Annotated in this window: 20 protein-coding genes; 15 read left to right on the forward strand and 5 right to left on the reverse strand. The window is 41.0% G+C overall.

The window, feature by feature from the left end:
- The first annotated feature begins 119 nt into the window (after window positions 1-119).
- From CUU66_RS07675 to CUU66_RS07695, 5 genes are all read left to right on the forward strand, one after another.
- Window positions 120-998, forward strand: a complete 879-nt coding sequence (locus CUU66_RS07675) for a carbon-nitrogen hydrolase family protein (RefSeq protein WP_101641091.1) — start codon at window positions 120-122, stop codon at window positions 996-998.
- A 10-nt stretch (window positions 999-1,008) separates the two neighbouring features.
- Window positions 1,009-1,677, forward strand: a complete 669-nt coding sequence (locus CUU66_RS07680) for a GNAT family N-acetyltransferase (RefSeq protein WP_101641092.1) — start codon at window positions 1,009-1,011, stop codon at window positions 1,675-1,677.
- 19 nt (window positions 1,678-1,696) lie between these two features.
- Window positions 1,697-2,368, forward strand: coding sequence for a GNAT family acetyltransferase (locus tag CUU66_RS07685; protein WP_101641093.1), 672 nt, complete (start codon window positions 1,697-1,699; stop codon window positions 2,366-2,368).
- A 177-nt stretch (window positions 2,369-2,545) separates the two neighbouring features.
- The gene (locus CUU66_RS07690) at window positions 2,546-3,349 is read left to right on the forward strand and encodes an EcsC family protein (protein ID WP_374702979.1); all 804 of its coding nucleotides are present in this window, start codon (window positions 2,546-2,548) and stop codon (window positions 3,347-3,349) included.
- Between the two features lie 375 nt (window positions 3,350-3,724).
- On the forward strand, window positions 3,725-5,074 hold the full coding sequence (locus tag CUU66_RS07695; RefSeq protein ID WP_101641095.1) for a TrkH family potassium uptake protein: 1,350 nt from the start codon (window positions 3,725-3,727) through the stop codon (window positions 5,072-5,074).
- Between the two features lie 35 nt (window positions 5,075-5,109).
- Here the strand turns inward: CUU66_RS07695 and CUU66_RS07700 are convergent, their stop codons facing one another.
- The gene (locus tag CUU66_RS07700; RefSeq protein ID WP_257967928.1) at window positions 5,110-5,865 is read right to left on the reverse strand and encodes a L,D-transpeptidase family protein; all 756 of its coding nucleotides are present in this window, start codon (window positions 5,863-5,865) and stop codon (window positions 5,110-5,112) included.
- A gap of 310 nt (window positions 5,866-6,175) precedes the next feature.
- Here CUU66_RS07700 and CUU66_RS07705 point away from each other — a divergent pair, with 310 nt between their 5' ends.
- The 7 genes from CUU66_RS07705 to CUU66_RS07735 all read left to right on the forward strand — a co-directional run bounded on the left by CUU66_RS07705 (window position 6,176) and on the right by CUU66_RS07735 (window position 14,622).
- Complete coding sequence (locus tag CUU66_RS07705) at window positions 6,176-7,105, forward strand: manganese-dependent inorganic pyrophosphatase (protein WP_101641096.1); 930 nt, start codon at window positions 6,176-6,178, stop codon at window positions 7,103-7,105.
- A gap of 164 nt (window positions 7,106-7,269) precedes the next feature.
- Window positions 7,270-8,181: an ABC transporter ATP-binding protein gene (locus CUU66_RS07710; RefSeq protein WP_180955200.1), complete on the forward strand. Its 912-nt coding sequence runs from the start codon at window positions 7,270-7,272 to the stop codon at window positions 8,179-8,181.
- The gene (locus tag CUU66_RS07715; RefSeq protein WP_101641098.1) at window positions 8,174-8,998 is read left to right on the forward strand and encodes an ABC transporter permease; all 825 of its coding nucleotides are present in this window, start codon (window positions 8,174-8,176) and stop codon (window positions 8,996-8,998) included. The genes CUU66_RS07710 and CUU66_RS07715 overlap by 8 nt, the downstream gene beginning before the upstream one ends.
- 1,155 nt (window positions 8,999-10,153) lie before the next feature.
- Window positions 10,154-11,707: a glycosyl hydrolase family 28-related protein gene (locus tag CUU66_RS07720; protein ID WP_308302471.1), complete on the forward strand. Its 1,554-nt coding sequence runs from the start codon at window positions 10,154-10,156 to the stop codon at window positions 11,705-11,707.
- Between the two features lie 90 nt (window positions 11,708-11,797).
- Complete coding sequence (locus tag CUU66_RS07725) at window positions 11,798-12,451, forward strand: YetF domain-containing protein (RefSeq protein ID WP_180955203.1); 654 nt, start codon at window positions 11,798-11,800, stop codon at window positions 12,449-12,451.
- A gap of 123 nt (window positions 12,452-12,574) precedes the next feature.
- The gene (locus CUU66_RS07730) at window positions 12,575-13,045 is read left to right on the forward strand and encodes a hypothetical protein (RefSeq protein ID WP_101641100.1); all 471 of its coding nucleotides are present in this window, start codon (window positions 12,575-12,577) and stop codon (window positions 13,043-13,045) included.
- Window positions 13,046-13,365: 320 nt separating this feature from the next.
- Window positions 13,366-14,622, forward strand: coding sequence for a sensor histidine kinase (locus tag CUU66_RS07735; RefSeq protein ID WP_101641101.1), 1,257 nt, complete (start codon window positions 13,366-13,368; stop codon window positions 14,620-14,622).
- A 185-nt stretch (window positions 14,623-14,807) separates the two neighbouring features.
- Here the strand turns inward: CUU66_RS07735 and CUU66_RS07740 are convergent, their stop codons facing one another.
- The gene (locus CUU66_RS07740; protein WP_101641102.1) at window positions 14,808-15,218 is read right to left on the reverse strand and encodes a hypothetical protein; all 411 of its coding nucleotides are present in this window, start codon (window positions 15,216-15,218) and stop codon (window positions 14,808-14,810) included.
- 293 nt (window positions 15,219-15,511) lie between these two features.
- Here CUU66_RS07740 and CUU66_RS07745 point away from each other — a divergent pair, with 293 nt between their 5' ends.
- Window positions 15,512-16,048 (forward strand): hypothetical protein, encoded by a 537-nt coding sequence (locus tag CUU66_RS07745; protein WP_257967929.1) that lies wholly within the window; start codon window positions 15,512-15,514, stop codon window positions 16,046-16,048.
- Window positions 16,049-16,217: 169 nt separating this feature from the next.
- Here the strand turns inward: CUU66_RS07745 and CUU66_RS24765 are convergent, their stop codons facing one another.
- Entirely contained in the window at window positions 16,218-16,343 is a 126-nt protein-coding gene (locus tag CUU66_RS24765) for a hypothetical protein (RefSeq protein ID WP_257967930.1), read from the reverse strand.
- A 1,116-nt stretch (window positions 16,344-17,459) separates the two neighbouring features.
- On the opposite strand from CUU66_RS24765, the gene CUU66_RS07750 reads away from it, so the two are divergent.
- The gene (locus tag CUU66_RS07750) at window positions 17,460-18,335 is read left to right on the forward strand and encodes an STAS domain-containing protein (protein WP_101641103.1); all 876 of its coding nucleotides are present in this window, start codon (window positions 17,460-17,462) and stop codon (window positions 18,333-18,335) included.
- A gap of 27 nt (window positions 18,336-18,362) precedes the next feature.
- Window positions 18,363-18,533, forward strand: coding sequence for a hypothetical protein (locus CUU66_RS24075; protein WP_180955201.1), 171 nt, complete (start codon window positions 18,363-18,365; stop codon window positions 18,531-18,533).
- A gap of 52 nt (window positions 18,534-18,585) precedes the next feature.
- On the opposite strand, the gene CUU66_RS07755 is transcribed toward CUU66_RS24075, so the two are convergent.
- On the reverse strand, window positions 18,586-19,311 hold the full coding sequence (locus CUU66_RS07755; RefSeq protein ID WP_180955202.1) for a YhcN/YlaJ family sporulation lipoprotein: 726 nt from the start codon (window positions 19,309-19,311) through the stop codon (window positions 18,586-18,588).
- Between the two features lie 732 nt (window positions 19,312-20,043).
- The coding region (locus CUU66_RS24540; protein WP_219622785.1) for a hypothetical protein at window positions 20,044-20,261 on the reverse strand (218 nt) is incomplete at its 5' end.

The following is a 20,261-nucleotide window of genomic DNA, read 5'->3' on the forward strand; positions in this document are numbered from 1 at the left end:
TTTATAGTATACTTTTTGTTACTATGTAACTAAAAAGTGTGTACTTGCCAATTATATAAAATTATCTAATAATATCGTTATTGCTTACGTTATATAGATAAAAAGCGGGGTGTTTTTTTATGCAAATAAGGGTGTCTGCGGTTCAATACGACCTTCACTCGATTCATTCTTTTCACGAGTTTGAAAGCCAGGTTGAGCATTATGTAAAAACAGCTGCGGAATACGATGCTGAATTTGTACTTTTTCCGGAATTTTTTACAACTCAGCTGATGTCCATTCCCAATGAATATGGGGAAGCGCGTACTATAGAGGATCTCCCTGATTTTACCGAACAATATCGTGCGTTATTCATCAGGCTGGCCATGCAGATGAAGATGCACATCATTGGGGGCACGCATGTAGTGCAGAGAGATGGCCGTCTCTACAATGTAGCTCATTTATTTTATCCAGATGGCAGGGTAGCTGAACAGGCGAAGCTTCATATCACACCCACAGAGGTTAATGAATGGAATATGTCTGCTGGAGAGGGGCTGGAGGTTTTTGAAACGGAAAAGGGAACGATAGCGATGCTGACGTGCTACGACATCGAATTTCCCGAAATCGTTAGAATGGCAAAAGCGAAAGGCGCCGATGTCATTTTCTGTCCATCCTGCACAGACGATCGTCACGGGTTCCATAGAGTAAGGTACACAAGCCATGCACGTGCCATTGAAAACCAAGTGTATGTGGTGACCACCGGTACAGTAGGTTCACTTCCTACAGTAGATTTTATGAGGGCCAATTTCGGCCAGGCAGTGGTTATCACTCCAAATGATATTCCGTTTCCTCCAAGCGGGATTGCTGCCGAAGGTGAAATGAATCAAGACATGATTATTACAGCTGACCTTAACCTGGAGCTTCTGTATAAAGTGAGGGAAAAGGGGTCTGTTACGACATGGCGCGACCGCAGGACCGATCTGTATGGGGATTGGGAAACAAAAATAGCAGAGCTTGTTTAAGGGGGCAGCTATGTTTCACAAGGAATTTTTTATATTCGATGGTGATAAACCCAGGAGAGCTGTAATCCGCAATTACACAGAGGACGATTTTCCAAGTTTAATAGAAATCCAAAAGGAATGCTTCCCGCCGCCCTTTCCGCCTGATTTATTATGGAATATAGAGCAGCTGACGAATCATATTACTCTATTCCAGGAAGGTGCCTTATGTATGGAAGTGGATGGTATAATCGCTGGTTCCATGACTGGACTGTTAGTAGACTATAAGTATGGCGACAGTGACCATACCTGGGCGGAAATCACTGATAATGGATATATCAGAACCCATAATCCAAAAGGGAATACCCTGTATGTTGTCGATATCAGTGTCCGGCCTCGATTTAGAAAATCAGGAATCGGAAAATGGCTGATGCATTCAATGTATGATGTAGTCCTTCATCTTGGGCTGGAAAGGCTGCTAGGGGGCGGAAGGATGCCAGGATATCACAAAAAGGCGGACCTGATGCCTCCTGAGGACTATCTTGAGGCTGTAATAAAAGGAGAGCTGAAGGATCCTGTCATTACCTTCCTCCTTCGCTGCGGCCGCACCCCTATCAAAGTAGCAGCAAATTATTTAGAGGACGAAGAATCCTGTCATTACGGTGCCCTCATGGAATGGAAGAATCCGTTTAAACCACACTAAAATAAAAGGGGAAAAAGAAGTGGATTATCGCAGAATTACCGGTCTAACCGATCCTTTATTTAAACAAATGCATGAACTGATGCAGCAAGTGTTTCCTCCTGAAGAAGTCCTTGAATTCAATCTATGGGCAGAACCCCTGGAAGATGAGGGTATCCAGGTATATGTTGCTTTACATAACGGCGAAGTAGTGGGTGCAACAGAATACCGGTATTATGAGGACATGAATATTGCCATGACTGATTTTACGATTATCGGCAGAGAGGGTCTTGGTGTCGGACCGTTTCTCGCACAAAAGAGACTTGAAGACCTCCATGGTCTTGCAGAAAAAAACGGGAAAAAACTCTTTGGTATGTTTGCAGAAATTTATAACCCATATCTCGTTCAGGACTTTAAGTTCGGCGGAGTCAAGCCGATGGACCCTTTTGTCCGCCGTGAAGTGTTGAGCCACCTTGGATACAAGCGCCTGGATTTTACCTACGTCCATCCATCCTGGAATAATGACGGAGAGGCAGTTACCGGCCTCGACCTTTGTTTCCTGCCTATGGCCGGAAATGTAACGGAAGTGGAAGCGGATCTGATTGTAAACTTCCTTACACGTTATTATACGGTGCTGCCGAACAAGCCGGAAGAATGGCTTGAGATGATAGAAAACCTTAAAACGGTGGAAAAAGCAGCGCTGCTTCCATTCTAAAAATTTTATATTGTAAAGCCTTCTGTCTGCGATAGAAGGCTTTTTACTTTTCATTCAACACCTATATCGTACCAGTAACATCCTTGTCTCGTACGGCTGATGAAAGATAACCCTAAACATAGCCGTAGAAATTGTGTAGAATAGGCACTAACACTACCAAACTGAAGGTGATGAATATTGGAAACAAAAGAAGAACTATTGAAGGAGCTTGACACGATCAAAAAGTGGGAAGATGAACAAGGCGGCCTGTGGTTTTGGGATCGTATCGGCCGTCTGCCCTTTAAAATACTGGACAAAATTACTCCAGCGTTTATTCATAAAAAAATGGGCAGCCTTCTTGATGAAATTGGAGGCTACATCCAGTCCGGGGGCAGATACTTGATCAGCAAAGAAAGGCTGTTCAGCAGGATTGAGCAGAGTACAGGAAAGCCATTAACCTCACTTTCCGATATCCATAGCCTTCCCATTAAGTCTCTAGACAAAGTGACTTCCGAGCTGGTTGGGCAGCGGAAGAAATTAGCCGCCTTTCAAGGGGCCAGCACGGGAATAGGAGGGATGTTTACTCTTGCTCTTGATATCCCGGCCATCCTGGCGATCTCTTTAAAAACACTGCAGGAAATAGCGATCATCTATGGATACGACCCGAATGAAAAAAGCGAAAGAATTTTTATTGTAAAGTGTCTTCAGTTTTCCTCAGCTGATATCGTCGGCAAACGAGCAATCTTGAACAGCCTGAAGGAACATAGCAGCCCATCTGATGATGCCTCAGGAGAAATGATGTCACAGCTTCAAGGGTGGCGGGAAGTAGTCTATACATATCGAGATGCATTCGGCTGGAAAAAGTTTTTTCAAATGGTTCCTGTCGCCGGTCTTGTTTTTGGGGCGATTACCAACCGCTCCATGATCAAGGATCTGGCTGAAACCGGAACAATGCTGTATAAGAAGAGACGTATATTAGAAAGATTAGAAAATATGGATTAGATTGTGGGGACAGTCCCCTATTTCCCGAAGCGTACAAGCCCGTTACATCTAGATCCGTAATGGGGACAGTCCCCATTTCCCACAAGGTGGGAGGGAAAACAAAATATAATCCTTCTCGGAGGGAAATGGTTATGGCGCCCATAGTCCCGGAATGTACAGCCGTTTGTTATTGTATAGTTCTGCCGGCGGGCAAGCTGAAGTCATATTTAGCAGCTTAAAAACAGTATGGCCTTGTTATGTAAAACCACATTACATGGATACTCAACAGTCCAATCAGCCAGCCGCACCCTTATCTGAACATCGGCCCGGTATATATGTTAAAATTCCGGGTATATGGTTAAATATATTTTAAGCTTGTATTGAAAGGACAGCAGTATGAAGCAAAGAATGCTCGACAGACTGAATCCCGCTCAGTTAATTATTATGTATTATGTGATTTCTGTTACAATTTCTACTATATTATTGAGTCTTCCGATATCGTTGAAACCAGGAGTAAAATGGGAATTTATTGATGTTCTATTCATGGCAGTCAGTGCCGTTAGTGTTACAGGTCTTTCTGTAGTAGATGTCAGCCAGACATTCAATACAACCGGCTTGTTTTTATTGATGTTTGTGCTGCAGTTTGGCGGGATTGGCATTATGTCGCTGGGGACGTTTTTTTGGTTGATTTTGGGGAGGAAGATTGGTCTTAAAGAGCGGCAGCTTATTATGACGGATCAAAACCAGACGAAGCTTTCCGGACTCGTTAAACTGTTGATTGAAATTGTTAAGATGATACTGATCATAGAAGTCATCGGAGCCATTGTACTGGGTTTATACTTCTTACAATATTTTTCTGATTGGAAAGAAGCTTTTTTGCATGGATTATTTTTATCTGTAAGTGCGACGACTAACGCGGGATTTGATATTTCAGGAAACTCCATGGTTCCTTATGCAAAGGATTATTTTCTGCAGATCATTACAATTATATTAATTACATTGGGTGCTATAGGTTTCCCAGTCCTGATTGAAATAAAGGAGTATTTTTCCAGGGACAATCATTATCCATACAAGTACCGTTTTTCTTTATTCACTAAGATCACATCCTTTACTTTTGGCGCTCTCATTGTGGTAGGGACACTTTTAATCATCCTCCTTGAAAAAAATGGGTTTTTTGCGGATAAAAGCTGGACAGATACATTCTTTTATTCTTTATTCATTTCTTCCAACACAAGGAGCGGCGGACTTACGACAATGGATGTGAGCCAGTTTTCAGAGCCGACCACCCTGCTGCTCAGCTTCTTAATGTTTATAGGCGCTTCGCCGAGTTCGGTAGGAGGCGGGATCCGGACGACCACTTTTGCTATTATGTTTTTATTTGTTATTAATTTCGCAACTGGAAACAGAGCTATTAAAGTCTTTAAGAGGGAAATCTGCGAAGAGGACATTTATAAAGCGGTTGCCGTCATGACTATGGGGGTGACGATGTGCTTCCTGTCGATCTTTATAATGACGATCACAGAGTCTTTGAACATTGTAGAAATCATCTTTGAGGTTTGTTCTGCCTTCGGTTCGGTCGGTTTGTCATTAGGGGTTACTTCTGATCTTTCGATAACTGGGAAAATTGTAGTAATGATCCTGATGTTTATAGGAAGAGTCGGCATTATCTCCTTTTTATTCATCATTGGCCGCCAGGAAAAGACGGGGCACTATCAATATCCTAAAGAAAAAATCATTATTGGCTGATTTAAAGCGGCATCCTTGTGGAGATGCCGCTTTTGTTATTTCAAGCCGAGAGCCTTTTTTGTAGTGCTTCCAACAATTCCATCCATCTTGAGGCCCTTTTTTTTCTGGAAAGCCTTAACTGCATTCTCTGTATTCGAACCAAAGACCCCGTCAATTCCTTTTGTGCTGTACCCTAAAGAGGTCAGTTTTTTCTGAAGGGCTGTAACCTGTTCTCCGCGGCTGCCTTTTTTCAGTACAGCTGCAGCAGTCTGAGGAGCAGGGGGCTTAAAGTTACCTTTTACCTTAAACCCATAAGAAGCTGCAATACTGTTAAATGGCTTCGAAGAAGCAGTGATCACAACAGGAGTATTAACCGGCACCTGGCTGAACAGCCACTCTACCTCCTGATCATACATCCTGACACATCCGGCACTGGCGTATGTCCCTATAGAACCAGGATTATTGTTGCCATGGATGGCATAGGTAGTTCCCCATGTCTGGCGTGCATTCAATCCGAGCCAGCGGTTGCCCAGGGGATTCCTTGGATCGTCTCCCGGAATATGGCCGGAATAATAAGGCCTGTTTACAAGTTTATTCACCACTTTAAATTTACCTTCTGGAGTATAGGATGGCTTCCTGCCCGTCGCTACTTTAAATATCTTGGTTAAGACTCCATTGTTATAATAGGCAAGCTGGTTATTTGCCTTATTAATGACAATGAGTTTGCTGCCGGCAGCAAAGCTGCTGGTTCCGCCCATGCTGAAAACTGCCAAGAAAACAAATACAAATAGAATTAGACACTTTCTAAACAAAAAATTCCCCCCTAATGGTTTTTACCGTTTATCCTATGAGGGAAGGGGGGTGAAACTTTACAATAATATTAAAAAAGTTACAAAATGATTTCCTGTAAATTAGGGCTCATAAAAAAGTGGAAAATGCTTTGTGCTGAAGGAAGAAATAGATATAATAAAAATATTGGTTAACGGTATTCAAGCTAGTCTTAACCCGAGACATATAGAATAGCTGTCAAACCTTAGGACCCTTTGGGGATATGGTATGGTTTTGGTGGAATTCCATCAGCCGAAAGAGGTCCTGAAATATACATATAAGGAGTAATGAAATATGGAAAAAGTATTAATTTTTGGTCATAAAAATCCCGATACGGATACTATTTGTTCGGCGATTGCTTATGCAGACTTAAAAAAACAGCTTGGTATGGATGCAGAACCTGTGCGTCTTGGTCAAATCAACGGAGAAACAGAATATGCCCTAAACCACTTTAACGTTGAAGTTCCCCGCCTGGTTGAAACGGCTGCAAACGAAGTTAAATCGGTTATTTTAGTAGATCACAATGAGCGCCAGCAGAGCGTTAATGATATTAATGCTGTACGTGTTCTAGAAGTCATTGACCATCACCGCATTGCGAACTTTGAAACAAGCGATCCTTTGTATTACCGTGCAGAACCGGTAGGCTGCACAGCTACGATCTTAAATAAATTATATAAAGAAAACGGCAAGGAAATCAGAAAAGATATCGCCGGCCTTATGCTGTCTGCAATCATTTCAGATTCATTATTATTTAAATCTCCAACTTGTACAGATGAAGATATTGCTGCTGCCCGCGAACTAGCGGAAATAGCTGGTGTCGATGCTGATAGCTATGGACTGGATATGCTGAAGGCTGGAGCAGATTTAGGGGACAAAACGATCCAGGAGCTTATTTCATTGGATGCAAAAGAGTTCGAAATGGGAAGCAGCAAGGTTGAAATCGCACAGGTAAATGCCGTTGACACGGATGAAGTAATGTCACGCAAAGCAGAGTTAGAAGCTGCAATTACTTCAGTTATTAACGAAAAGAGCCTGGATCTGTTCCTGTTTGTTGTAACAGATATTTTAACTAATGATTCCGTTGCTTTAGCTTTAGGAGAGAAAACCAGTGCGGTTGAAAAAGCGTATGATGTAGCCCTAACTGAAGGTACAGCCGTTTTAAAAGGAGTTGTATCCCGTAAAAAGCAAATTGTACCGGTTTTAACAGATGTCCTAGCTAAATAATTTACGTAACCGAGGGTTACCGGGGCTGGCTTATGCCGGCTCTTTTTTTGATCGAAAAAAGAAAAATAGTCATTGACGGCTGTATGAAAATAGATTAAATTTTGGAAGAGAATAGTAAAAAGGAACCATGAAAAAGAAGACGTAGGATAGAAAGGGGAGCTGCATTGGCTATTATTTCGGTATCCAAAGTATCTAAACGATACGGCAATGAACTGATTTTAAAAGATATAAATTTCAGCGCAAATGAAGGAGAAATTATAGGGCTGCTAGGGCCGAATGGTGCTGGCAAAACCACTTTCATCAGGCTGTTGAATGGTGTCATAAATCATGATACGGGCAGTATATCGATTTTCGGCTTTAATCCGGCTACAGAAGGCGATGAAATTAGAAAATTATCAGGGATTGTGACAGAAAGCGCCGGGCTTTACCATCAAATGAGCGGAAGGGAAAATCTGAATTTTTTTGCAGGGTTATATAAAGTAAAGGATAAAAAGGCCCAAATCGACAAGCTCTTAAACTTGTTTGATTTAGAAGAGCATCAGCATAAGCTCGCAGGTGCCTATAGTACGGGGATGAAGAAGAGGCTTGGCCTGGCGAAGGCGCTCTTGCATAACCCAAAAATCCTTTTTCTAGATGAGCCGACAAATGGTTTAGACCCCGAAGGCATACGGATGGTTTTGTCCTATTTGAAAAAGTACAATCAAGAAACCGGCACAACCATCCTGATTTGTTCACATGTCCTCCATCAGTTAGAAACCATCTGCACTTCCTTCGCTTTTTTGGAAAGCGGATCCATTATTGAGCATGCTCCACTGCACAAATTAGAAGCTGCATATATTAAAGAACTAACGATTACAATCGAGTCCAATTTTCCAATCGAACCTACACATACCATTAAGGGCTTTCAGTGTATGAGAAGAAGGGGTTCCTACATAACGTTCAAGCTTCACAATAAAGAGGACATACCGATTCTATTAAAAGAAATCTTAAAAAGTTACCCTGTGTATTCTGTCATTCAAGAGAACAATAACCTTGAATCGATCTATTTCCATATTCGGGAGGGGAATAATGGATAAAACAGTGATTTTCACATTGGTGAAGAAAGATTTAATTGACATTAAAAGAAGCAAAAGTCTTTTTGTCACACTTATAGTGATACCAATCATATTCTGTGTGGCCTTTCCGAGTATTTTAGCAGGTGTGGCTTTATTCGCCGATATTGACCGTGTGCTGGATGGTAAGTCGCTGGAGCTTATTCAATCTCTGCTGGATAAGGTAGAACATTCAGCCGGCTTGAAAACAATCAATCAAAAATTCTACTATACTGCCATTAATTATTTTCTCCCTGCTTTATTTCTGCTGGTACCCATAATAACAGCCTCTGTGTTAGGAGCTAATAGTTTTGTAGGGGAAAAGGAACGGAGAACTCTAGAGAGCTTATTATTTTCCCCGATTACCATGAAGGAGCTGTTCATCGGAAAAATTATCGCTTCATTCACACCGTCTTTTGCTGTATCTGCGGTAAGTTTCTTAATAAGCGGAATTATTATTAATACAGCGGGATATTCTTTATTCGATAAACTCATATTTCCTTCAATAAATTGGCTGATTCTGATCCTTTGTTTATCTCCGCTGGTTACCATAATGACGATTTTGTTAAATGTCATTATTTCCTCAAGAGTTAAAACCTTTCAAGAAGCTCAAAACATCGGGGGAATTATTGTGCTGCCGGTTATCGGAATGCTGGTGGGGCAGGTATCCGGCGTGTTTTTTATCGGCCCTCAATTTCTGCTGATGGTCTCTCTGATCGTTATTTTGATTAATATATTCTTGTACACTAGAATAACAAGGCTTAGTGACAGAAATACCTTATTTCAAAATCAAATTGGGTAACCCGAAAAAAGCTATATTGTGTCTGTATAAGGGAAAGGCTGTTTCGCAAACTTTGTTGCTATAGAACAAGAGGTTGATTTCCTCTCCAGGATGCTCGCTTTCCGCGGGGCGGGCGGTGAGCCTCCTCGGCTTCGCCTGCGGGGTCTCACCTGTCCCGCTGCTCCCGCAGGAGTCTCGCACCTTACGCTCTAATCGACCTGACTGAACAATAGGGTGCCGTAAAAAACTTTTAAAAAACAACAATCTTTTAGAAAAGAGCCAAGGGAAAAGACCGAGAAATAGTTCGGTCTTTTTTGTATGAACGTGAACTAATGGGCCACGGAATGCAGGACCGCGAATATTGTTATTTAGTTTTTTCCGGGTATTGTGTATTTGCTGCTTCATCATCAGCTTCTGTAAATTTATAGGAAACCTTTGAAACATACAAAACATCGGCGGGTTAAAAACGACGGTTTCTATTGATAAGCAATCTTTTTACGTAGATTCATTTTATTCGCATTTTCAGAGTAATGGAAAACATTCCACCGAATTCCTATATGCAAATGATCACATCAGCAATATTGCCAGCCTTTTGTTTCCTAAAAACCACCTTTACTTCAACCGGAGTCGATCGTGCTTTTTTATTCAACTCAGGAATTCCATACAGGTAACACACTCATCCCTAAAATAAGTTTGATTGTATTTAAATGGCTTCCCAATCTTTCTCCAACGCTTATGGGAGATATTAGGATTGTTCCAACCGCATCCGGATAATAGCCTCGGCTGCCATCATTTCTGCCAGATTCCTCTTACCTGCCATGCGCAGAAGACCAAATGCTGAAACGAAATTTCATACTTCCACAATATCTAGTGGTAAATGAGCCAGCTGACTTAATCATTCTCACATTTAACTCAAATTACTTTATCCGGTTTTTGTTATTATGAAGAACTACAACAGATAAATATAATCTCGGAAAACAAATAGAGTGAATATGGAGCAAGGGGTAAAGCTGCCGTAACAATCTTTTACTCGCTAAACAGAAAGCTCTGTTAATAAATAGTAGCAGTAAAGGTTTACAGGATACAGCCATGAATCGGCGGCTACAAATACTTTTTTGTAGTAAAACAGGTTAATACGGTATAGACCGGGAATAATCCTTGTAGAAAGGATACGAGGTGGAGGATTTGATATATTTAAGTAAAACACATGATCCAGGCAAAAATAAGGATCTTATTAAAGATTATACCGGTATAGATAACATACAGCAGGCTATTGAAGAAACAAACCAACTATTTAACCAATATAAAAAAGAAGCTCCTGCTATTATTCCCCCATTTAGAGGCCTGCAAAAGCTGATGGGATTATTCCTGATTAAATCAGCCGGGATACAGGACAGGGAGTGGTCTCATACTCCGGCTGTAAGCGAGGGAACCGTTTACCCTGAATGGAAGTTATTACTTGACCAGGAATATCAAAAGCTTCAAAACATGATTAAACGTGAGGTGGATGTGACGGAATTCGGGGCGAAGGGCGATGGAATGACAGACTGCACCGAGGCATTTCGAAAGGCGCTTGGAAGTGGGCATGTAAAGGTGATCGTTCCAGAAGGAATCTTTGTGACAAGAGGAATTAAACTTCCTTCATGGTCCATCATAACGGGCAAGGGAAAAGGAAAAAGTGTGATAAAGCTTCATCCTCAGTCTTCCAGAAGTGCCTGGGTCATCACAAATAAAAGTCATTTTAAAGGAAACCGAAATATAGCAGTGGAGCACTTAAGTTTGGATTGGAATGTAGAGCGTCTCCCGCAAGCAATACGGACCAGTGCAGGAAACAATCGATCCAGCTGCCTTCTTTTCGCAAATGTTACCTATGGATGGGTGAAACATACAGAGGGCATAAATCCGGGACTCCATTGTTTTGATGTATCTTCCACAGTATATACCTATTTCGGGGATGGAACCCGTGCCCGCGGCGGAAGCAGATATATCTGGCTGGATCATCTAAACGGCTACGGTTTTGGAGATGATGGAATCACCACGCATCATAGTGATGATATTCTGATTAGTAACTCCCATATGTGCGATCCCAGTGGAAGAGCCCATAAAAAAGGATCTTCCAATTCAAATGGAATAGAAGTGGATGACGGCTCGAGAAATGTCTGGCTGCTTAATAATTCAACAGCGCGCTGCTTTGGAGGAGTAGAAATAAAAGCTCATCATAATGCTTCTGCCGCAGCCAATGTCCATATTATTGGACACTTATCCATCAATGATAATCGTTCGTACAATTTTAGACATATTGGACACCATAAGGCCGGGGATCCAGAATCTCTGACTGCCTACAATATTAAAGCTACCAATCTAGTCTCGATAGCACCGCGGTACACGGATTTATACTCTGAATCAAAGCCGCGCGGCATGGTTATTTCAGGCTACAGGAATGTTGTGGTTAATGGATTTACTTTAATTGGAGACCCGGAATATGATTATCATGGAGAACCGGTGATCTCTGTCCAATACAGGGCCAGAAATATCGTGTTGAATTCTATTGAGATGAGCGCATTTAAAACGGCAGGGAAGTATATTAAGGTATTTGGCGGGAAACAAAGGGCGGATTCCGTTTATATAAAGAATATTAAAACAGACATTGGTGAAACTCCAATCCTTGCGGGAAAAGAAATTGAAGATATCACTATTAAAAACGTCCAGTCACGGGCACTGGAAATTTAAAAAGAGGCATTTAGATATAGCAAGCGTTTTTCTATACCATTTAAAGGGAATAGAATCTCATGTTTTATAATGCAGGGGGTCTTCTCATTGATGATTTATCCATCGATTGTATTCAAGCTGCTGATCGGGCTTGCAGCTTTAGTTTTAGTAACACGCTTATTAGGAAAAAAACGAATGTCCCAGGTTACACCTTTTGATTTTGTTTATGCTTTGATACTAGGGGGAACGGTGGAGGAAACGATTTACCATATGGATCATACGATTCCACAAATGTTATTTTCCATTGCAGTATGGGGAATTTTAATCTATTCCGTAGAAAAGCTTACTCAAAAATTCGATAAACTGAGAGCACCCTTGAAAGGAACAAGTCAGGCGCTGATTAAAGATGGAAAAGTGAGCATCAGCGAACTAGAAAAAGCAAATCTTGAATTAGAAGAGCTTAGGGGGATGCTTAGACTAAAAGGAGTATTCTCACTAAAGGAAGTCAATTATGTTTTCTTGGAAAACAGCGGAGACATCAGTGTACTGAAATATCCGGATCTGCCTGTGACAGAGGAGCCCTCGGTGCTTCTGGTAAACGATGGAAAAGTCCATGAAGATAATCTTAAAGAAGTCGGACAAAACATGGAGTGGCTTACAGAAAATCTGAAACTTGAAGGCATACCGGAAATTAAGGATATTTATTATGCGGAATGGTCCAAGCCGGAAGGGTTTTTTGTGAAGAAATATGAACATTGTTTGTAAACGTACGAAATCATTTCTGTTGTTTACTTAAGTTATTTTTATCATCTTTTCTTCACATAGCTCTAAATGTTGTGGTTAATGCTATAATAAAAGCTATACAAAAATAGTATACCTGGAGGCAGCATGTTAACATTTGAACAAAAACTAGCAATTATTGAATCTTTTCCGGAGTTAACGAGAAAAGATGTATCATTAAAACGAGTTAATTTTCATTATGAAGAGAGCATGAAAGATAAGAAAAATGTGGTGTATCACCTACACCCTAACGGTAACGGATACGTGTATGGGGAATTTCTAAAAGGCTATGAAACGGATGACAAAGGAATGGTCAACGTACGGGATTTTTCCGAAGAAGAACTGCGTTCGGTCATTGAAAAATCTATCGAATCTCTATCGGCAGGACACGTTGATGATCTAGATCAAGATTATACCGTACAGGAAGAACACTGGAATAATATGGAAAATCAAACTCTTACTTTAGTGAATGAAGACGATATGTGGAATGTGTATGCTGGATTGAATCTAGATGGGACTTTTCCTTCCTACAACGAAGCAAGATCTTATTTGGAAGAAGAAGGATTTACAAAGGCATAGTATGATTTCACCTCGTGCTTGAGCTGTTTACATACAGCTCTTTTTTTTGAGGGGAATTCCAAAGGATAGTAAATGAAGAATTTGAGGAGGCTGGAGCAGAACTTATTTTTATTTGGAAGCAGCTCCTTTATATGTAATCCAAGAGGAAAAATTTTAATATAATTTAAATAATTGTCAAAATGTTTTGAATATCTTGGTTTATTTGTAGTAGAATATAAGAACAAGAATTTTGTAATTTCTTGTCTTATAATTAGTTTTACGTTACAAAACAGCTATAATGCTGAGCCCGTTATAATTATCCCTTTTGGACGGTGGATGAAGTGGATATAACAAAGCATTTATTTTTTAATCTTTCGTTACTTATGGTGATTGCCTTTTTTTCGCTTGTTTGGTTTGAGAAAAAAAGCAATCTGACATTTTCTAAATTCACTTCGATCCTTTTCTTTATTTTCTCTTTATGGATTTGTTTTGCCGTATCCTTTTCATTTGGAGACACCCTGTTGTTTGATTTAAGGGAGATTCCGATTGTCATTGCCGGCCTTTATCTCGGGATAGGCCCATTAATTTCCGTTATTTGTATAATTATTAGAGGTTTTTATGGAATGGATACTGGTTTCTTTGTCAATATAGCTCTTTATCTTCCACTTGGTATCGTGATGTGGCGTATCCATCCATGGTTTAAGAAAGTAAGTCCCAGACAGCGGATTTTTTCGTCCGTCTCTCTTTCCTTCGTGATAAGTGCATTTACAGTCTTTTGTATGGAGGTATTGGGGCCCCCTGTCAACCGGCTCGATGCTTGGTTTGGATATATGGTGATACCGCCGCTTGGTATCGGGATTTTTGCGTTTTTTATTGAATTTATCAGACGTAATATTCTTATGTATCAACAGCTTGTTAAGACGGAAAAACTTGAGGCGGTCGAGCAGATGGGCGCCGCTATTTCTCATGAAATTAGAAACCCGCTTACAGCGGCCATTGGGTTTGTCCAGCTCTTGAAAGAACCCACACTTCCATTGAATAAAAGAACGGAGTATTTGAACATCGTAGGGGAAGAACTTCAATCAGCTGAACGAGTGATCCAGGATTACCTGACATTCTCAAAGCCGGCCTTAGAGTATCTGGAAGAACTTAATGTAAGGAAAGAGCTGACTCAGGTCATCAATATTCTCAGACCGACAGCTAATCAATATTCAGTCCAGATAACCGCCAATTTTGCACTGGTTGGGACCATTAGAGGAGATCGGCAAAAGTTTCAGCAATGTTTTCTTAATGTAATTAAAAATGCAATAGAATCGATGCCAAATGGCGGACAGCTATCCATAAAAACTGAATACAGTGAGGACGATATTACGATTCAAGTGTCTGATACCGGCGTAGGCATGACCAAGGAGCAGCTTCAAAAGTTAGGGGAACCGTATTATTCTACAAAAGGGGCAAAAGGAACCGGCCTCGGCATGATGGTTGTTTTCGGAATTGTGAAAGCAATGAATGGCACGATTCAAGTGGATAGTACAGTAGGGTCAGGAACTACGTTTTATTTTAGTTTCCCAAAGATGATGAAAAATGAAGTCTTATAGGGAATACCTTTTTATGTGATAATTAAGCTCAGTGTCACTTGGTGAGAAACAACATGGTAATAATACCGACTGTGTTTTATTTCCAATCAGTCATACATTTAATTGCTATAAATTTTCCATGTTTACAGCTGTAAACATGATAAAGCGAGATAAGGTAATCCCTATCTCGCAAGGATATTACATATTTAATCATCTTGGTCTTGATTTTGTTCTTGATCCTGATCCTGCTCAGAATCAGCATCTGCTTCCGTCCGGGAACGAACTCTGGATCTAGAATCAGAATCCACATTAATATCAATGCAGAAATCAACCCTAGCATTACCGCTGTTTGTCACACGGGAATTAGCATCGGAATTGCTGCGGTTGTGGTTTTTTAATTCATTATCATTATCGTTATCGTTGTCATTATCATTTCTTGTATCCACATCTGTATCTACATCTGTATCAACGTCTGATTTATTTTTCAGGTCATTATCAACGTCGAAATCCACATCTGAATCGGAGTTGGAACGGCTGTCCGAACCTCCATTTCCATCATAACCAAATCCATTAAAATTGTTATTGCGCCTGCGCCCATTGTTTAACCAGAATGCCATGATTTAACCCCCTTTCCGCTTCCTAAGAATAATGTATTCAGCGATTAAGAAAATGGTTAGGTCTAATACCTACTCTCCTGAATTAATTTCTAAACATCTATCTTAGAGGGAGGATGCCGCTGAAACGAAAATTCAATCAGTCTATGCTATAATAAGCTAAACTTCAATAAGAGATAGGTGAAAAATGCATGGCTGCTATTGGTAAACTTCCTGGAACGATACATCTGAGTAACGCCATAGATAGTATTGGGGAGAACATTACCATTGCAGATAAAAATAATAATATATGCTAGATGAATTCAAGAGCGAAGCAGCTATTTTCGATTATTGCTCCTCTATTCGGTTTATCTGATGCTAATGAAATAATCGGGCTGAACATGAACCACTTTCATAAAAGACCACAGCACCAGAACAAAATTATGGAAACAATGAGTGAAGGTCATCGTGCGCGAATAACGATAAAAGATCAGTTTGTTGGAGACATCGTCATAACTCCTATAAAAAATGAGGAATCCGTAATCGAAGGATATGTTGTGATGTTGATGGATGTAACAACTAAAGCTGAAGAAGAGAGAAAAAAAGAACATCTGATTCATGCCTTATCCATTCCAATGATACGAATTTGGAAAAAAACGATTGCCCTTCCTCTTATTGGTGAATTTGATCTTGATAGGGGAGACCGTCTTATTTCTTCAGTCCTGCAGGAATGTGCTTCGGATGCAAATCAGAGCGCAGATCCAGAAACTAATCGATTGTCTGAAGCTGATCGGCACAGAATGCATCATTGTTGGAATTACGCCAAATCTGGCCCAATCAATTGTTCAACTTGAAAATACGATCCCTCCCTTTAATTCAGCACACGCTGGCCTAGAATATATCATAAACCGGCAGAAGTAGGGCTTATTGTGGGATTCTGACCGAAGGGAAATCCTGACTTTCCTAAAAACTGATGATCATATGCATAAAATATCCCCTTGATTGGATCAAGGGGATTATTTTTTATTTCTTTTTAGGAAGTCCCATGGATTGCAGCTGGCTCATTACTTGCTGACGTGAATTTTTGTTTCTCAATAAGTAAGCAGCTCCTAAAGCAAGTGTACTCATCATCATTTTTTTTCTATCCATCTTGTTGTCCTCCTAGAGTGTTATTTTTACGCATATTAAAAATTACCCTTCAGCAGGCAAGCTAAACTAAAAATAGGGCATGTAACAAGATTGTAATGGCATAGAAAACACAAGAAACATTTTTTTACGTTTTTGGAAACTTGACTATCCCTTTCAGTTAAAGACACTCGATATGGCACTGGCCATTGGTATTATCCTTTGGCTCTTTTCTAAAAGATTGTTGTTTTTTAATATGTTTTGTTACGTCACCCTATTGTTCAGTCAGGTCGATTGGAAGGTAAGGTCTGAGACTCCTGCGGGAGCAGCGGGTATTGTCCAGCTCCAAGGCTTTAGACCCTCGAGTCATAAGCCAATCAGTCCATGAGAAGAAAAACCGCTTCTCACAGCCTGCTCGTCTTATGCTTTTCAGGTCTCTGCCTTCCCTAAAATTTTTTGTTGATAAAAGATGAGCTTATCATGAGAGTTCTTAAACAATGTTAGTGGGGAAGGCACCGCTTTCCGCTTTTCTTTTTGTCCAGCTCCGGACTGACACCGCGGGTCTAGCCAATCGCCATTAAAAGGCAAGATCAGCCTTTCACTGCCGCTCGTCTTATGCCGGGCTAACGCACGATGTACAGGATGTGCGAGCCAGGCGGGGCCACAGGCCGTGGCGTCACGAGCGTGGTAAGGGCGACTAAGCTTCTGTCTTCACTGTCGCTTGCCAATCAGCAAGTCTTCTTTATCAGGTGTCTGCTTTTCTTTTAGCGTTTTGCCTCTAATAAAAAAAGATCATCATTCAGCTTTTGGATGGATCTTTTCTTGAAAAGCACCGTCCTCCGCTTTTCGATCAGGTGAGACCCCACAGGCGAAGCCGAGGAGGCCACCGCCCGCCCCTAAGGTCCGCGAGCATCCTCACGTTCCAATCTACCTCCTTGTTCAATAACAACAAAGTTTGCGAAAACAGCCTATCCTTTACACTCTATCCCGAAAGAGATGCCGAGTCTTCCGTTCCCAGTCATCATAGTGCAAAACAAAATTTTAGTATAGACTGGTTTAAATATCAAACAGGTTTAACTTTCAGCAAACAGGGTAAAAGAAGCAGGTTGTATATTATTTTAGCGGAAAGGATTGATCGTAATGGCAGCAGGATCCTTAACAACATCGCCCGGCAAAATGTCTTTCCGAAACTTTGAAGAAGCAGCCGAAAGTATACTCAAATTCATGAGTAAATTAATAAATATTAATACACTATTTGTTGCAAGAAACAATAAAACTATTAATCGGATATCAAATGTTATAAATAGAGAGGTACATCTAGTGGATAGGGGTGCGCAATTACCATTTAAGGAGACCTTGTGCAAACTAAGTGTAGACCAAGGGAGATCTATATTAATCATTCCAGACCTTAACAAAAGCCCTCTGACAAAAGATCTCAATGTGACTCATCAGTTAGGGGGCGGAAGCTTTATCGCGATCCCTATTTATTATGAAAATGGAGAGAATTATGGGACCATCTGCGGCCTCGATAACCGTCATATAGAATTTACAAATGAGTATGTCGAACTGTTCGAAAATATGGCCACACTTCTAACCTATGTACTTGAACTGGACAAGGCAAATCACCAAATCAATGATTTATCGGTGCCTATCGTATTGGTTGCAGAAGGAGTTGCTATCCTGCCTATTATTGGTGATATCAATGAAGAAAGAGCTGAAATCATCATAAAAAACACACTGGACAGCAGTACCAGGATGTCACTTAGGTATCTAATTATAGATCTATCAGGGATAGTCCGAATTAATGAATCAGTTACCTATCATTTGCTGAACATCGTAAAAATGCTTAAATTAATTGGGGTCACTCCAGTATTAACAGGCATCAGGCCCGATCTCGCAGTAAAAGCTTCAAGAATGAAAGACGAGCAGCAAGATATTATCTTCAGAAGCACTCCTCAAGAAGCACTTGTTCACATAGGCTTTAATTTCAATAAAGGGTATCCGCATTTAAGTTAAGGACAAGCCCGGGGCAGGAGGGCAGCAATGCTAGAAAACGAAGAATATTTAATTTTGTATAGGGAGCTTGGCATGATGCTTGACGAATTGCAGTCCTGTACAGAAGAATTGATTAGGAAGAAAATATTTTATGATATTAAATTAATGGCCGAGGCCATATCTTTTGAACCTTCCTATGCGGGCAGGGGGATTAAGTAAACGAAGGTGAATGAAGAAGAGCCGCCAGCTATGCTGGCAGCTCGCTCATGTTTTATCTTCCATTAACGTTAAAGATCCCGCGTACATAGTTGTTGAAATTATCAAAGACTCCGTCGTTGTTTCCATTTCTAATATCATTGTCAAAACCGCCAAAACGGTCGTACACGCCATTGTCGAAGGAAACATACACTTTATGGATGCTTTTATCTGCATCACGAACTTTATCGGCAATTTGCTGTTCACGTTTTGTATCGACTTTGCTGTAGTTTCTGTCATTACCATTGTTATTATTGTCGTTCAGAACGCCGTTGTTATTATCGTCATTCCTTCTGTTACCGACACCAAAGCCGCCATATTGCCCCATACCATTATCATCGTCAGTGATTACATCGTTCCCAACCCCGGCATTTGTATTATTATCGCCGACGCCGTTGTTTCTATTTCCCATAATGCCGTCATTTCGGCCGTTATCGTTTCCGTTGTTCATTATTCCTGTTCCGCGATTGTTATCGTCATTATCACCGTTGTTATTATCATTTCTCACAGCAACATATGCATTATTGCCTGATACGATAACATGCGCATCGTCAACGTAGCCTAGTTCTTGAACCTGCTTTTCAATGCGGTTTTCGTTCCTTAGATTTTTGTTGTTTCCATTGTTGTCAACATCCCTGATTCTTGTTGCTCCATTATTCCCGCGGTTATTAACTCCATTATCATTTGCATTATTGCCACAGGCAGCTAATCCCGCAAGGACGATAAGAATAGAGAAGATCACCCAAATTTTTTTCATTTATTTCACTCCTTATGTTATACAGTTGCATGTTTATCTTGCCTTGATTTATTGGGGAGTATGCAAATATCCGGGTGACAAAAAATGGAGCTGTATTTATGGAGAGGATGTACAAGTTAAGAGCCAAACACCAGATGGAGAACAAGTTCAGAAAGTGTTACAATCAGACCTTTCGGGACAGTGGGAGCCGCCTAAGCGATACAGGGCTACGGGGCCCCTTGCTGGTTTTCCTCTAGAGTCCCGCGCCATCTGCTCCAATCAAAATTGTGCGAAAATCAACAATGGACTTTAACATAGCCTTTTTAATAGTCCGGTGAACCTATCCTATTGTTAAACAGGTTGATTGGAACGTAAGGTGCGAGACTCCTTGATCCAGCTGCAAGCTGAGACCCTCGAGTCATAAGCCAATCCGTCTATGGAGAGAAAAGCATTCTCCACAGCCGGCTCGTCTTATGCTTGTCGGGTCTCTGCCTGCCACTTTGTTTGCGACCTTATATCTATTGGGATTAACACTGATCTTTTAATATTTATATGTTGGGCAGGCACCGCTTTCCGCTTTTCTGTGCGGGAGCAGCGGGTATTGTCCAGCTCCAAGGCTCTAGACCCTCGAGTCATAAGCCAATCAGTCCATGAGAAGAAAACCACTTCTCACGGCCAGCTCGTCTTATGCTTTTCAGGTCTCTGCCTTCTCTGAGAGTTTTTTGTGATAAAAGATAGCTAATCATGAGCTTCCTTAAGCAATGTTATTGGGGAAGGCACCGCTTTCCGCTTTTCGGTTTGTCCGGCTCCGGACTGACACCGCGGGTCTAGCCAATCGCCATTAAAAGGCAAAATCGGCCTTTTACTGCCGCTAGTCTTATGCCGGGCTAACGCACGATGCACAGGATGTGCGAGCCAGGCGGGGCCACAGGACGTGGCGTTACGAGCGTGGTAAG

Source organism: Peribacillus deserti (assembly GCF_002863585.1).
GTDB classification, from domain to species: domain Bacteria; phylum Bacillota; class Bacilli; order Bacillales; family DSM-1321; genus Paraperibacillus; species Paraperibacillus deserti_A.